This is a genomic window from Pseudomonas frederiksbergensis (assembly GCF_003732705.1).
Classification (GTDB): Bacteria; Pseudomonadota; Gammaproteobacteria; order Pseudomonadales; family Pseudomonadaceae; genus Aquipseudomonas; species Aquipseudomonas frederiksbergensis_F.
In genome coordinates this window covers 122,389-137,150 of the sequence record NZ_MOBR01000040.1, presented here as the reverse complement: position 1 = coordinate 137,150, position 14,762 = coordinate 122,389, and the positions used below count along the sequence as shown (strand labels likewise).

The following is a 14,762-nucleotide window of genomic DNA, read 5'->3' as shown; positions in this document are numbered from 1 at the left end:
GAGCATGGGAACGATCAGAGGCGGCTAATGCGCCTCGCCAGCCTTCAACCCCGCCGGCAATGCCTTGGTCAGCAACACCGCAATCATGCTGATCCCCAGCGCAATTCCGACAAAGTGAAACGCATCGTTATAGGCCATGATCGACGCCTGCTGATGCACGATTTCACTCATCTTGCCCAACGCCGCCGTATCACTGCCAAACCGGTCCGCCATCGACGCCATGCGCTCCGCCACCTGCGGATTGCTCGGCACAATCGACTCACGCAAATAATCAAAGTACGTCTTGGTCCGCGCATCCAATAACGTGGCGAGCAGGGCGATGCCAATCGCGCCGCCGAGGTTGCGCAGGATGTTGAACAGGCTCGACGCCGACCCCGCGTCCTGGGGCAGGATGTAGGCGGTGGCGATCAGCGAGATGGTCACCATGATCAGCGGCTGGCCCAGCGCACGGATGATCTGGATCTGATTGAACTGCGGCCCGGCGAAGTCCGGGTTCAACACCCCCGAGGAAAAACTCGCCAGCCCAAACAACCCGAAGCCAATCGTGCACAGCCATTTCGGCGGGATGAATTTCATCAACTTCGGCACCAGCGGAATCAGGAACAACTGCGGTACGCCCATCCACATGATCACTTCGCCGATCTGCAGGGCGTTGTAGTTCTGGATCTGCGCCAGGTACAGCGGCAACAGATAAATCGAGCCATACAACCCAACCCCCATGCCCAGGCTGGAAATACTCGACAGCCCGAAGTTGCGATTGCCCAGAATGCGCAGGTTGATCAGCGGATTGGGTTTGGAAAACTGCACGATCACAAAGGTGATCAGGCTGAACAGCGCAATGCTGCCCAGGCTCACGATCAGGTTTGATTCCAGCCAGTCCTTGCGATGGCCTTCTTCAAGAAACACCTGCAAGCAACCGAGGCCGACGCCAAGGGTGAGAATGCCCATGTAGTCCGTGCTTTTGAGCAACTCCCAATGGGCTTCTTTCTTCTCCAGGCCATACATCAGGCCGGCGATCATCAGCAGGCCGGGCGGTATGTTGATGTAGAAAATGTATTCCCAGCCCCAGTTTTCCGTGAGCCAGCCACCGATGGTCGGGCCGATGGAAGGGGCGAATGTCGCGGTCATGGCAAACATGGCCATGCCTTTGGCGCGGTGGTGTTCCGGGAGTTTGATCAGCGTGAGGGTGAACGCCAGCGGGATCAGCGCACCGCCGGTGAAGCCCTGCAAGGCGCGAAAGACGATCATGCTTTCCAGGCTCCAGGCCATCGAGCACAGCAGCGATGCGCCGAGAAATCCCAGCGATACCCACACCGCCAGCCGTCGCGCCGACAGCAGCTGCACCAGCCATGCCGTCAGCGGGATCATGATGATTTCCGCCACCAGGTACGAGGTGGAAATCCACGAGCCTTCCTCCAGGGTCGCCGACAACGCGCCCTGAATGTCCTTGAGCGATGAGTTGGTGATCTGGATGTCGAGCACTGCCATAAAAGCGCCGAGCATCACGCTCATCACCGCGATCCAGTCCCGCCGGGTCGGTTCACCGGCGGGGCGGATCAGTTGATCACCGGCCATCGTCAGGGGCGTCTTTGATGTTCACTTTGACCGTGACCGACATGCCCGGGCGGATTTTGCCGTGCAGCGGATTGTCCGCCGCGAACGTCAGTTTTACCGGAATCCGTTGTACGACTTTGGTGAAGTTGCCCGTGGCATTGTCCGGCGGCAACAGGCTGAATTGTGCGCCCGAAGCGGCGAACAGGCTGTTGACCCGAGCTTCAATCGGCGTATCGCCGTAGGCATCGAAGGTCAGTTCGGCTTTCTGCCCGGGCTGCATGTGGCCGATCTGGGTTTCCTTGAAGTTGGCCTGAATCCAGATGTCCTGGTCCGGGACGATCGACAGCAGATAAGCGCCGGCCTGCACGTATTGGCCATTGCGTGCGGCGCGTTGGCCGATCAGGCCGCTGATGGGCGCGTGGATTTCGCTGCGTGTCAGGTTCAGTTGGGCCTGGGCCAGGTCGGTCTTGGCGTTGGCGATCATCGCGTCGAGGCGCTTGATTTCGGCGCTCAGGGCGTTGACTTGCTGGCGCTGACTTTGCGCATCGGCTTGGGCCTTGGTCACTTGCGAGCGGGCAATGTGGTTGTCGGCGGAGAGGGTGGTCACCCGTTCTTCCGAGACATAGCCGGGCTTGCGCAGGGTCTGGGCGCGGGACAGGTCAATCTGCGAGCGACCGAGGCTGGCCTGGCTTGAGGCGACTTGCGCATCGCTGGCGGCAATCAGGCTGGCTTGCTGGGTCAATTTGCTCTGGGCTTGCACGCGCTCGGCTTCGCGCATGGCGAGGGCAGCGTTGGCGCGGTCGACGGCGAGGTGGAAGTCATCGCCTTCAAGTTTGACCAGGAGCTGGCCCTTTTCGACGTGTTGGTTGTCCTGCACCAGCACTTCATCGATGCGCGCGCCCAATTGGCTGGAGACGCGGGTGATCTCGCCCTGGACATACGCGTTGTCGGTGCTTTCATAAAAACGTCCCTTGAAAAACCAATGGGCAAAGAAGCCCCCGGCGATCAACAGGACGATCAGCAGGAAAATGAACAGGCGACGCTTGAGTTGAGCAGGCATGGGGCAGACTGTAGTCGAGAATTGTAAGGAAAGTTATCAGCAGGCGAATCTGGCACACAGCCGATAAACGGTAAATGCCATCGGTTGATATTCGGCCATTCACCGCGGCATACGGGCGTTGTAGACGCAACCTTGGCTTAAATGCCCTGCTGACTGGAGCCGGGCGGGTGTCGCCTGTTACCATTCGCCCCCTGTCTGATCTTCGCTTCTATTCTTTGTTGAGACTTACCATGACCACCGTCCGCACGCGCATCGCGCCATCGCCTACCGGGGACCCCCACGTAGGTACCGCTTACATCGCATTGTTCAACTACTGCTTTGCCAAGCAGCATGGCGGTGAGTTCATCCTGCGGATCGAAGACACCGATCAATTGCGTTCGACCCGCGAGTCCGAACAGCAGATTTTCGACGCCCTGCGCTGGTTGGGCATCGACTGGAGCGAAGGCCCGGACGTCGGCGGCCCGCACGGTCCTTACCGTCAGAGCGAACGCGGCGACATCTACCAGAAGTACTGCCAGCAACTGGTTGAAATGGGTCACGCGTTCCCGTGCTTCTGCACCGCCGAAGAACTGGACCAGATGCGTGCCGAGCAAATGGCTCGTGGCGAAACCCCGCGCTACGACGGCCGTGCACTGTTGCTGTCGAAAGAAGAAGTGGCCCGTCGCCTGGCCGCTGGCGAACCCCACGTGATCCGCATGAAAGTGCCGAGCGAAGGCGTGTGCGTGGTGCCGGACATGCTACGTGGCGACGTCGAGATCCCGTGGGATCGCATGGACATGCAAGTCCTGATGAAGACCGACGGACTGCCGACGTACTTCCTGGCCAACGTGGTCGATGACCACCTGATGGGCATCACCCACGTTCTGCGTGGCGAAGAATGGCTGCCATCGGCGCCGAAACTGATCCTGCTTTATGAGTACTTCGGCTGGGAACAACCGCAGTTGTGCTACATGCCGCTGCTGCGTAACCCGGACAAGAGCAAGCTGTCCAAGCGCAAGAATCCGACCTCGGTGACGTTCTACGAGCGCATGGGCTTCATGCCGGAAGCGATGCTCAACTACCTGGGCCGCATGGGTTGGTCGATGCCGGACGAGCGCGAGAAGTTCTCGTTGCAGGAAATGGTCGACAACTTCGACCTGAGCCGTGTGTCTCTAGGCGGCCCGATTTTCGACGTCGAGAAACTGTCCTGGCTCAACGGCCAGTGGCTGCGTGATTTGCCGGTGGAAGAGTTCGCCAGCCGCTTGCAGACCTGGGCGTTGAACCCGCAATACATGATGAAGATCGCCCCGCACGTGCAGGGCCGGGTTGAAACCTTCAGCCAGGTTGCACCGCTGGCCGGGTTCTTCTTCGCCGGTGGGGTGAACCCGGATGCGAAGCTGTTCGAGTCCAAGAAGCTCTCGGGTGATCAGGTTCGTCAGTTGATGCAGTTGATCCTCTGGAAGCTGGAAAGCCTGCGTCAGTGGGAGAAGGACAGCATCACCGCGACTATCCAGGCCGTCGTTGAATCCCTGGAGCTGAAGCTGCGTGACGCCATGCCGCTGATGTTTGCCGCGATCACGGGGCAGGCCAGCTCGGTATCGGTGCTCGATGCGATGGAAATCCTCGGCCCGGACCTGACGCGTTTCCGTCTGCGCCAGGCCATCGACTTGCTCGGTGGCGTATCGAAGAAGGAAAACAAAGAGTGGGAAAAACTGCTGGGTAATATCGCCTGATCAACACGATTTTGTAGGAGCGTTGCTTGCTCGCGAAGAACGATGACGCGGTGTAACAGACACACCGCGGCGTCTCATTCGCCGGCAAGCCTGGCTCCTACAGCAGGAGATATCCCGAATTTACGGGGGAAGGGCGGTAAGTGATTGTTATGTCGGCAAAAAACTTTGAAATATTTTAAAAATAAGTTTGACAGCCTTCCGATGCGCCATTAAGATTCGCCCCGTCCTCAGCGATGAGGGGCTATAGCTCAGCTGGGAGAGCGCTTGCATGGCATGCAAGAGGTCGACGGTTCGATCCCGTCTAGCTCCACCAATTTACACTTCAAGGTCTGGCCACACCGGCCTTGAAGCGATCAACACTCAGCGTTGATCAGTTGTATAGAAGGGTTTGCGTCCCCTTCGTCTAGTGGCCTAGGACACCGCCCTTTCACGGCGGTAACAGGGGTTCGAGTCCCCTAGGGGACGCCAGTTTTACAGAAGCAGTGTCGCAAGATGCTGCTCCGCCGCCAGGCGAAAAATCGGGGCTATAGCTCAGCTGGGAGAGCGCTTGCATGGCATGCAAGAGGTCAACGGTTCGATCCCGTTTAGCTCCACCAATTTTACAACTCAAGGTCTGGCCACACCGGCCTTGAGGCGATCAACACTCAGCGTTGATCAGTTGTATAGAAGGGTTTGTGTCCCCTTCGTCTAGTGGCCTAGGACACCGCCCTTTCACGGCGGTAACAGGGGTTCGAGTCCCCTAGGGGACGCCACGATTACCCGCTCTGCGGGATTTATAAGGGTCATTCAATTATTGAATGGCCCTTTTGTTTGTCTGGCGTTTGGCCAACTCTCCTTTTTCTTCAAAACTGTTCTTCAGACCAGCGGTCACACCCTTGACTTGCGCAAATTTATTATGCGAATAATATTCTAGTCGTAATATTCGGAGGCAACGATGAACGATAAAAAAGCTCAAACCCGTGAACGCATCCTCAAGGCTGCCAGCGCAGCGCTGATCCAGCGCGGCCCGGCCGAGCCGAGCGTGGGTGAAGTGATGGGGGCGGCCGGCCTGACGGTTGGTGGCTTCTATGCACACTTCGAAAGCAAGGACGCGATGATGCTGGAGGCGTTCAAGCAACTGCTCGGCCACCGTCGCGAGCTGATTGCCGACATGGATGCCGAGTTGACCGGTGAAGAACGCCGCGCGTTGGTGGCTGCGTTTTACCTGTCGCGCAAACACCGTGATTCCTCGGGCTCGGCGTGCCCGATCCCGGCTTCGGTCGGTGAGCTGGGGCGTCTGCCGGACGCATTCCGTGTGGCGTTGAATGAGCATGTGGAACTGATGGTCGCGCAGTTGGCGGCCAGCCCGGAAGACACCGATAAAGCCTTGGCCGACATGGCCTTGATGGTCGGCGGTTTGGCCCTGGCACGAGCGTTGGGGCCAGGCGAATTGTCCGATCGATTGCTGCGCGCCGCCAAATCAGCGGTGCTATGACCTGAAGGCAAAATGGCCTGAGGAGTGGAGCGATGAGCACGTTAAAGTGGGTTCGTGGCGTTAATGGCACCTTGGGTTGGGTCGCACCACAAATGGTCGCGAGCAAAATGCGCCTGGCATTCATGACGCCGCGCACGTTCGCACCCAGTGACTGGGAGTTGCCGCTGCTGGCTAAATCCGAGCGCATCACGTTGCGCTTCGGCCTCTCCGCGTTGCGTTGGGGGCAAGGCCCGACGGTCTTGCTGATGCACGGTTGGGAAGGCCGGCCGACGCAGTTCGCCAACCTGATCACCGCGTTGGTGGACGCCGGTTACACCGTCGTCGCGCTGGATGGGCCGGCCCATGGTCGCTCACCGGGTCGTGAGGCCAATGTGGTGCTCTTCGCCCGAGCCATGCTCGAAGCGGCCGCTGAATTGCCGCCCCTGCAAGCGGTGATCGGTCATTCCATGGGCGGCGCCAGTGCAATGCTCGCGGTGCAGTTGGGTCTGCGCACCGAAACCCTGGTCACGATTGGCGCTCCGGCGCGGATTCTTGGCGTGCTGCGCGGTTTCGCCCGTTATGTGCGGCTGCCACCGAAAGCCCGCTCGGCGTTCATTCGTCAGGTCGAGAAAGACGTCGGCATGCGCGCTGCCACCCTGGATGTCGCGCACTATCAACTCGATATGCCGGGGCTGATCGTCCACGCCGAAGACGATCGCTATGTATCCGCCAAGGAATCCCAACTGATTCACGAAGCCTGGTTCGACAGCCGCTTGCTGCGCCTGGAAGAGGGCGGTCATCACCGAGTAATGGCAGACCCTCGGGTGATTGATGGGGTGCTATCACTGCTGGCCGGCCGCAGCCTTCAAGCGCGGCAATCGGCCTGAGCATCCGTTACACTGCCCCGGTCGAATTTATCTGACCGGGAGTGGGGCATGGGCTGGGATCGGGCAACGCCATTTATCATTGATCTGGAAGTCGGCGCCGAGGACATCGACGGGCTGGGTCACGCGAACAACGCGGTGTATGTGACCTGGCTTGAGCGCTGCGCCTGGCGCCACTCGCAACGACTTGGCCTGGACCTGGTCGAGTACCGGCGGCTGGATCGGGCGATGGCCGTGGTTCGCCATGAGATCGATTACCTCGCCGCTGCCTATGAAGGTGATGAGCTGCAATTGGCGACCTGGATCGTCGATTGGGACCAGCGCCTGAAAATGACCCGACACTTCCAGCTCAAGCGCCCCAGTGACAACACCACGCTGCTGCGGGCCCAGACCACTTTCGTCTGCATCGAACTGTCCACCGGCAAGCCCAAGCGCATGCCGGCGGAGTTCATCGAGGGCTACGGCCCGGCGTTGCCAATGCCTGTCTAGGTGTCTTGAAGGGCCTCTTCGCGGGCAAGCCTCGCTCCTACATATTTGTGCCGTGCGCCCAATTTGCATACGCCGCAAAACCTGTAGGAGCGAGGCTTGCCCGCGAAGGCGTCATCACAATCGCCACCGCCCCGTCTGACGAAATACCTTCTGCGCGCCGAAACCAGTAAACTGCCGCACGTTTTTCGTTGAGTGTGTTTTCCATGCAAATTGCTTTGGCGCCCATGGAGGGGTTGGTCGACAACATCCTGCGGGACGTGCTGACCCGCGTCGGCGGTATCGATTGGTGCGTGACCGAATTCATTCGGATCAACGATCAACTGCTCACGCCTGCCTATTACCACAAGTTCGGCCCGGAACTGCTGAACGGCGCCCGCACCGCGTCCGGCGTGCCGTTGCGCGTGCAACTGCTCGGTTCCGATCCGGTGTGCCTGGCGGAAAACGCCGCGCTGGCCTGCGAACTGGGTTCCGAAGTCATCGACCTGAACTTCGGTTGCCCGGCCAAGACCGTCAACAAGTCTCGCGGTGGCGCGGTCCTGCTCAAAGAACCTGAACTGCTCAACGAAATCGTCGAAACCGTGCGTCGCGCGGTGCCTGCGCATATCCCGGTCACCGCCAAAATGCGCCTGGGCTTCGACAGCCCGGACGGCGCGCTGGTCTGCGCCACAGCCCTGGCCGAAGGCGGCGCGGCGCACATCGTGGTGCATGCGCGAACCAAGACCGATGGCTACAAACCGCCGGCTCATTGGGAATGGATTCCGCGAGTGCAAGACGTGGTCAAGGTGCCGGTGTTCGCCAATGGCGATATCTGGAGCGTTGAAGACTGGCGCCGTTGCCGTGAAATCAGCGGCGTGGAAGACATCATGCTCGGTCGCGGCCTGGTGTCGCGCCCGGACCTGGCCCGACAAATCGCCGCCGCGCGCGCCGGTGAAGAAGTGGTCGAGATGACCTGGGCCGAGTTGCTGCCGCTGATCCAGGATTTCTGGCTGCAAGCCAAGGCACAGATGACCCCGCGTCAATCGCCGGGTCGCTTGAAGCAGTGGCTGGCGATGCTGACCCGCAATTATCCTGAAGCGGTGGAGTTGTTTACCGTGCTGCGGCGTGAAACCGAGCTGGATCAGGTTTCCCGTTTGCTGGGGCTTAAAGTCGCCGAAGCGGCTTAAAAAAATCTGAAAAAAACCTCTTGAAATGCAATCAGCGGTCCCTATCTAAGGGTTACGCGATGCCGAATTCGGGTCGCGGAGACAAAAAACCTTGCTGATTGTTTTCAGGAGATTTGAATCATGAGCACTGCATTTTCCCTCGCGCCACTTTTCCGTTCCTCGGTGGGTTTCGACCGTTTCAACGACCTGTTCGAAACTGCCCTGCGCAACGAACCTGGCAGCACCTATCCACCCTATAACGTGGAAAAACACGGCGACGACCAATACCGCATCGTCGTAGCGGCCGCCGGTTTCCAGGAAGAAGACCTGGAACTTCAAGTCGAGAAGGGTGTGCTGACCATCAGCGGCGGCAAACGCGACGCCAATGACAGCGTGACCTACTTGCACCAAGGCATTGCCCAACGCGCGTTCAAACTGTCGTTCCGTCTGGCGGACCACATCGAAATCAAGGCCGCCGACCTGAGCAACGGTTTGTTGAGCATCGACCTGTTGCGGGTGGTTCCGGAAGAGGCGAAAGCCAAGCGCATCCCGATCAACGGGGCGCAGAAACCGGCTCTGCAGCACTGAGTCCGGGCAACAAAAAGGGCGCCAATCTGGCCAATCTGGCGCCCTTTTTTGTGCCCGTGTCATTTGAGCAACTTTTGAAAATCCTCCACCGGCAACGGTCGACTGTGCAGATATCCCTGATACAAATGGCAACCCAATCCTTGTAAAAACCCCAACTGCTCTCGGGTTTCCACTCCTTCGGCAATCACTTCCAGTTCCAGGCTGCGGGCCATGGCAACAATGGCGCGGATGATTTCCGCGTCGTTGGGGTCGGTGGTGGCGTCGCGGATAAACGACTGGTCGATTTTCAACGTGTCCACGGGCAGGCGCTTGAGGTAGGTCAGCGAGGAATAGCCAGTGCCGAAGTCGTCCATGGCAAAGCTCACACCGAGTTTTTTCAGGCGGCGCATTTTGCTGATGGTGTCTTCCAGGTTCTGGATGACGATGCCCTCGGTGATTTCCAGTTTCAGCAACGAGCAGGGCAGGCCGTGGCTGCTCAGGCTGCGTTCGATGCGTTCGACGAAGTCGTTCTGGCGGAATTGCCGCGGGCTGATGTTCACGCACAGGCTGAAATTGAGTGGGTCGATCAGGCCCTTGGCGATCAAATGTTTGAAGGCATCGCAGGCTTCGTCGACGATCCAGGTCCCGACTTCCAGAATCAGCCCGCTGTCTTCCAGCACCTTGATGAACTCGGTGGGGGATTGCGCGCCCAGTTCCGGATGATTCCAGCGCACCAGGGCTTCGGCGCCGATGATCCGATTGTCCTGGGCATCGACCTGCGGCTGGTAGTGGACGGTGAATTCGCCCCGGGAAAGGGCCAGGCGCAGATCGGTTTCCATGCGCAAACGCTCACTGGCGGCCTTCTGCATGGTGTTGTGGTACATCTGCGTGGTATTGCGCCCCGAATCCTTGGCCCGGTACAGGGCAATGTCGGCGCGTTTGAGCAGGTCAGTCGGTGTCGAGCCGTGGTCGGGGATCAGCGCAATACCGATGCTCGGCGTGACTTGCAGGCGCTGGCCGTCGAGGAACATCGGCTCCGAGAGCAATTCGCGCAAGGTGTCGGCCAGGTCCCGCACCTGCTCGCTGACTTCGCTGCGCGAACCTTCAAGTCCGCTGAGCAGCACCACGAACTCGTCACCACCCAGCCGCGCCACGGTGTCTTCCATACGCACGCTGGCTTCGAGCCGTGCCGTGATGATCTTCAGCACCGTGTCGCCGACCGGGTGACCGAGGGAATCGTTGATGTGCTTGAAGTGGTCGAGGTCGAGGAACATCAAGGCACCACGCAGGTTGTGGCGTTTGAGCAGGGCGATTTGCTGGCTCAGGCGATCCATCAGCAGCGCGCGGTTGGGCAGGTTGGTCAACGGGTCGTGATAGGCCAGGTGACGGATCTGCGCTTCGGCGTTTTTCAACAGGCTGACGTCTCGGGCGGTCAGCAGCAGGCACGCGGTTTCGTTAAGGGTGATCGGTTCTACCGAGACTTCGACGGTGAGCAGGTCCCCGCGTTTATTGCGCCCGAGCATCTCCTGATGGTGCACGCGACCCTTGATCTGTAGCTCGGCCAGAAGCGACGAACGTTGTTTTTCTTCGGCCCAGATGCCGACCTGATACACGGTCTTGCCCACCACTTCGTCGGCGCGATAGCCCGTCAGGCGGCAGAAACCGTCGTTGACCTCCAGATAGCGCCCGGTGTCACGCTCGGTGATGGTGATGGCGTCGGGGCTGGAGTGGAACGCCTTGGCGAATTTCTCTTCGCTGGCCTTGAGCGCCGCTTCCGAACGTTGCTGCTGGGTGATGTCGCGCAGGGTCGTGACGATGCACGGCTGGTCGCCGACGCTGATTTGCCGGCTGGAAATCACGCAGGTCAGGGCTTGCCCGTCCTTGTGCTGAACGACGATTGCGACGTTGCTCAGGCCTTGCTCGCGGATGACTTGTTCGATCCGTTGCAGGCTTTTCGCTGAGGCGTCCCACAGGCCGATTTCATCGGCACTGCGGCCAATCACGTCGGCGGCGGTCCAGCCGAAGATCTGGGTGAAGCTGGAATTGATCTCGATGAACTGGCCACTTTCCTGGCGGGTGACGCAGATCGGGTCCGGGCTGACTTGAAACAGCGTGGCAAATTTCTCTTCCGAGGCCACCAGCAGCAGCTCGCGCTCGACCTGATCGGTGATGTCCAGCAGGGTGCCGGCCATCCGCAGCGGAATGCCGTTTTCGTCGCGATAGAGCCGGGCGCGGCTTTCCAGGTAACGCGAACTGCCGTCGGGCAATTGCACGCGATACGTCAGCTGATAATTGCCCGCCGGGCCTTCGCGCAGGCTGCGGTAGGCGTTGCGCATGCTGTCCCGTTCTTCGTCGGGCACGCCTTCGAAAAACTCATCAAAGGCTTCGTGAAACGGCTTGGGTTCCATACCGTGCAACTGCGCCGCCCGCGCTGAGCCGTAGAGCATGCCGCTGGGAATGTGCCAATCCCAAGTGCCGAGTTGCGCCGAGTCCAAGGCCAAATCGAGACGTTCCTGGCTGTCCTTGAGCGCATGTTCGGCGGCTTTGCGTTCGGTGGTGTCGAGGAAGGTGCTCAGCAGATAGGGCTGACCTTCGAGTTCGACCTTTTGCGCACTGAGGATGCCATCGTGGACCTGGCCATTGCTGGCGCGAAACTGGACTTCCATGCTGATCAGTTCGCCCTTGGCCTTGGTCGCCTTGACCAGCGCCGCCCGTTGCTCGGGATGTACCCACAGGCCCAGTTCCAGCGTGGTACGGCCGATCACACTTTGCACCGGCCAGCCGAACAGGCTTTCGAAATATTGATTGGCCTCGCTGATCAAGCCGTCTTCCTGGCGGGTCAGCAGCACCATGTTCGGGCACAAATGGAACAGCGTGGCGAAACGCTTTTCCGAGCTGCTCAGGGCTTGTTCCCGTTGGCGCTGGTGGGTGATCTCGCGAATCACCCCGATCATCCGTGGCCGGCCGTGTTTGTCCGGCAGCAGACTGCCGTTGATCTCCAGCCAGTGCAGGCTGCCGTCGGGCCAGCGGATGCGGTGATGCATCGCCTGTTCCAGCGGGGCGCCGGCAATCACCTGATGGAACGCGCGAATGGTTTTCGCCCGGTCCTCCGGGGGCAGCAGGTCAAGGTATTCCAAATCAGCCGGCAAGGGTTGCTTGGGGTCGAAGCCGAACAACGCCTGCGTGCCCCGGGACCAACTGATCTGCCCGCGTTCGATGTCCCAATACCATGCCCCCAGATGCGCGCCGTTGAGTGCAGCCAATAACTGCGGCGCGCTTTCCCAGCTCTGCTCTGACCGCTGCGGGTCTATGGCCTGAATGCGCGGCATCGGCGGAATACGGTCAACAGATTTGGGCATTGGCAGCAGGCCTTGGGCTGAGTGGGGCGTTAGGCACGGGGTTTTGCAGCTCTATAGGATTAGCACAAGTTAGCCGTGGGTCCCTGGCAGATCAATTTGTGCATCCAGCAGGGCCATAAAGGCACGTGCCGCATTCGAAAGCGTCCTTTCCGTGTGCAGGATATAGCCTAGCTGGCGAGTGAGTTGTATGCCCGGCAAAGGTATGCGCGCCACTTGTTCATCGAGCATGGTGCGGGGCAAAACGCTCCAGGCCAGGCCGATCGAGACCATCATCTTGATCGTTTCCAGATAATTCGTGCTCATGGCGATGTTCGGCGTCAGGCCCTGAGCCTCGAACAGGCGCTGGACGATGTGATGGGTAAAGGTGTTGCCGCCGGGAAACACCGCCGGGTGCAGGGCAATATCCGCGAGGGTGACCGGACCGTGGCTGATCAGCGAATGCTCCGGGGCCACCACGAAATCCAGCGGGTCGTCCCACACCGGCGTGGCCTTGACCAGTGCGTGGGGCTCCGGCGCCAGGGTGATGACCGCCAGTTCGGCGCGGCCATGGAGGATTTCTTCGTAGGCCACTTCCGAATCGAGGAACTGAATATCCAGCGCTACTTGTGGGTAGCGTCGGGTGAATTCCCTTAATAAGGGCGGCAAACGGTGCAGGCCGATGTGGTGACTGGTGGCCAATGTCAGACGACCGGTCACTTCGCCGGTCAGGTTGGTCAGCGCGCGGCGGGTGTCGTCCAGCACGTTGAGAATCTGATAAGCCCGGGGCAGCAGGGCGCGTCCGGCCTCGGTCAGGCCGACTTCGCGGCCCAGGCGATCAAACAATCGCACCTTTAATTGCTGTTCCAGCCCGGCAATGCGCTTGCTGATCGCCGGTTGGGTCAGGTGCAGCCGCTCGCCCGCGCCGGAAAAACTCCCGGTCTCGGCAATCGCGATAAAAGCATTGAGGTTGGCCAGATCCATGGTGGTATTCCAGTTGGTTATCCAAAGCATGAAAAATATGAATTTGAGTTATTTAATGTAACCCCCTAGGATCGACCTCACAAGCCAAGGGGTTATTGAACCGCTGCACAACCCAAGGCATAGAAAATAGAAGCAAGCTGATGAGGACCGTCTGATGGCCGGCAAAACGCTTTACGACAAGCTCTGGGATTCCCATGAAGTGAAACGGCGCGACGATGGGTCGTCGCTGATCTACATCGACCGCCACATCATCCATGAAGTGACCTCGCCCCAAGCTTTCGAAGGCGTGCGCCTGGCCGGGCGCAAGCCTTGGCGTGTCGACTCGATCATCGCCACCCCGGACCACAACGTGCCGACCACCCCGGATCGCAAGGGCGGCATCGAAGCGATCACCGACCAGGTTTCGCGGTTGCAGGTTCAAACCCTCGACGACTATTGCGACGAATACGGCATCACCGAATTCAAAATGAACGACGTGCGCCAGGGCATCGTTCACGTGATCGGCCCGGAGCAGGGCGCGACCTTGCCGGGCATGACCGTGGTCTGCGGCGACTCGCATACCTCGACCCACGGTGCCTTCGGCGCCTTGGCCCACGGCATCGGCACTTCTGAGGTCGAACACGTGTTCGCCACCCAGTGCCTGGTCGCCAAGAAAATGAAAAACATGCGGGTAGAGGTCGAAGGCAAGTTGCCGTTCGGCGTGACGGCCAAGGACATTGTGCTCGCGGTGATCGGCAAGATCGGCACCGCCGGCGGTAACGGCCACGCCATCGAGTTCGCCGGCAGCGCGATTCGCGACCTGTCCATCGAAGGCCGCATGACCATCTGCAACATGTCCATCGAGGCCGGTGCCCGTGTGGGTCTGGTCGCTGCCGACGAAAAAACCGTGGAATACGTCAAGGGCCGTCCATTCGCCCCGAAAGGCGCGGAATGGGACATGGCCGTCGAGGCCTGGAAAGACCTGGTGTCCGACGCTGATGCGGTGTTCGACACCGTCGTTGAGCTCGACGCGACCCAAATCAAGCCACAAGTCAGCTGGGGCACCTCGCCCGAGATGGTTCTGGCGGTTGATCAGAACGTGCCGGACCCGGCGAAGGAAATGGACCTGGTCAAACGCGGTTCCATCGAACGTGCCTTGAAATACATGGGTTTGAGCGCCAATCAGGCGATCACCGATATTCAGCTGGACCGCGTATTTATTGGCTCCTGCACCAACTCGCGGATCGAAGACCTGCGCGCTGCGGCGGTGATCGCCAAGGGCCGCAAAGTCGCTTCGACCATCAAGCAAGCCATCGTGGTGCCGGGCTCGGGCCTGGTGAAGGCGCAAGCCGAGGCTGAAGGCCTGGACAAGATTTTCCTCGAAGCCGGTTTCGAGTGGCGTGAACCGGGTTGCTCAATGTGCCTGGCGATGAACCCGGACCGCTTGGAGTCGGGCGAGCATTGCGCCTCGACGTCCAACCGCAACTTCGAAGGGCGTCAGGGCGCCGGTGGCCGTACCCACCTGGTCAGCCCGGCGATGGCCGCTGCCGCTGCCGTCAACGGTCGTTTCATCGACGTTCGCGAACTGATCTGAGGAGCCGCA

11 protein-coding genes and 4 tRNA genes are annotated in these 14,762 nt (G+C 60.0%); 11 read left to right on the top strand and 4 right to left on the bottom strand.

All coding sequences use genetic code 11. From position 1 onward, the window contains the following. Nucleotides 1-24 precede the first annotated feature (24 nt). Both BK667_RS25870 and BK667_RS25865 read right to left on the bottom strand, forming a co-directional pair. On the bottom strand, nucleotides 25-1,575 hold the full coding sequence (locus BK667_RS25870) for an MDR family MFS transporter (RefSeq protein WP_123599308.1): 1,551 nt from the start codon (nucleotides 1,573-1,575) through the stop codon (nucleotides 25-27). Further along, entirely contained in the window at nucleotides 1,565-2,614 is a 1,050-nt protein-coding gene (locus tag BK667_RS25865; RefSeq protein WP_123512495.1) for an HlyD family secretion protein, read from the bottom strand. Before BK667_RS25865 ends, BK667_RS25870 begins: the two co-directional genes overlap by 11 nt. A 230-nt stretch (nucleotides 2,615-2,844) precedes the next feature. On the opposite strand from BK667_RS25865, the gene gltX reads away from it, so the two are divergent. The 10 genes from gltX (at nucleotide 2,845) to BK667_RS25815 (ending at nucleotide 8,882) form a co-directional block, all read left to right on the top strand. Then, nucleotides 2,845-4,326: a glutamate--tRNA ligase gene (gene gltX, locus BK667_RS25860; protein ID WP_123512497.1), complete on the top strand. Its 1,482-nt coding sequence runs from the start codon at nucleotides 2,845-2,847 to the stop codon at nucleotides 4,324-4,326. 237 nt (nucleotides 4,327-4,563) lie between these two features. After that, nucleotides 4,564-4,639, top strand: a tRNA-Ala gene (locus BK667_RS25855). 79 nt (nucleotides 4,640-4,718) lie between these two features. Continuing rightward, nucleotides 4,719-4,794: transfer RNA gene (locus tag BK667_RS25850), tRNA-Glu, on the top strand. 52 nt (nucleotides 4,795-4,846) lie between these two features. Further along, nucleotides 4,847-4,922: transfer RNA gene (locus BK667_RS25845), tRNA-Ala, on the top strand. Between the two features lie 80 nt (nucleotides 4,923-5,002). Then, nucleotides 5,003-5,078: transfer RNA gene (locus BK667_RS25840), tRNA-Glu, on the top strand. A gap of 182 nt (nucleotides 5,079-5,260) precedes the next feature. Next, nucleotides 5,261-5,800, top strand: coding sequence for a TetR/AcrR family transcriptional regulator (locus tag BK667_RS25835; RefSeq protein ID WP_123512499.1), 540 nt, complete (start codon nucleotides 5,261-5,263; stop codon nucleotides 5,798-5,800). 32 nt (nucleotides 5,801-5,832) lie between these two features. Continuing rightward, nucleotides 5,833-6,666 (top strand): alpha/beta fold hydrolase, encoded by an 834-nt coding sequence (locus BK667_RS25830; RefSeq protein ID WP_123512501.1) that lies wholly within the window; start codon nucleotides 5,833-5,835, stop codon nucleotides 6,664-6,666. A 48-nt stretch (nucleotides 6,667-6,714) separates the two neighbouring features. Beyond that, complete coding sequence (locus tag BK667_RS25825; protein ID WP_123599307.1) at nucleotides 6,715-7,152, top strand: acyl-CoA thioesterase; 438 nt, start codon at nucleotides 6,715-6,717, stop codon at nucleotides 7,150-7,152. 203 nt (nucleotides 7,153-7,355) lie between these two features. Beyond that, the gene (locus tag BK667_RS25820; protein WP_123599306.1) at nucleotides 7,356-8,315 is read left to right on the top strand and encodes a tRNA dihydrouridine synthase; all 960 of its coding nucleotides are present in this window, start codon (nucleotides 7,356-7,358) and stop codon (nucleotides 8,313-8,315) included. Between the two features lie 120 nt (nucleotides 8,316-8,435). Further along, entirely contained in the window at nucleotides 8,436-8,882 is a 447-nt protein-coding gene (locus BK667_RS25815) for an Hsp20 family protein (protein ID WP_123599305.1), read from the top strand. A 59-nt stretch (nucleotides 8,883-8,941) separates the two neighbouring features. On the opposite strand, the gene BK667_RS25810 is transcribed toward BK667_RS25815, so the two are convergent. Then, a complete protein-coding gene (locus BK667_RS25810) occupies nucleotides 8,942-12,220 on the bottom strand; it encodes a sensor domain-containing protein (RefSeq protein ID WP_123512507.1) in 3,279 nt (1,092 codons plus the stop codon). A gap of 69 nt (nucleotides 12,221-12,289) precedes the next feature. After that, nucleotides 12,290-13,180 (bottom strand): LysR family transcriptional regulator, encoded by an 891-nt coding sequence (locus BK667_RS25805; RefSeq protein ID WP_123599304.1) that lies wholly within the window; start codon nucleotides 13,178-13,180, stop codon nucleotides 12,290-12,292. 154 nt (nucleotides 13,181-13,334) lie between these two features. On the opposite strand from BK667_RS25805, the gene leuC reads away from it, so the two are divergent. Next, the gene (gene leuC / locus BK667_RS25800; RefSeq protein ID WP_123599303.1) at nucleotides 13,335-14,753 is read left to right on the top strand and encodes a 3-isopropylmalate dehydratase large subunit; all 1,419 of its coding nucleotides are present in this window, start codon (nucleotides 13,335-13,337) and stop codon (nucleotides 14,751-14,753) included. Nucleotides 14,754-14,762: the final 9 nt, after the last annotated feature.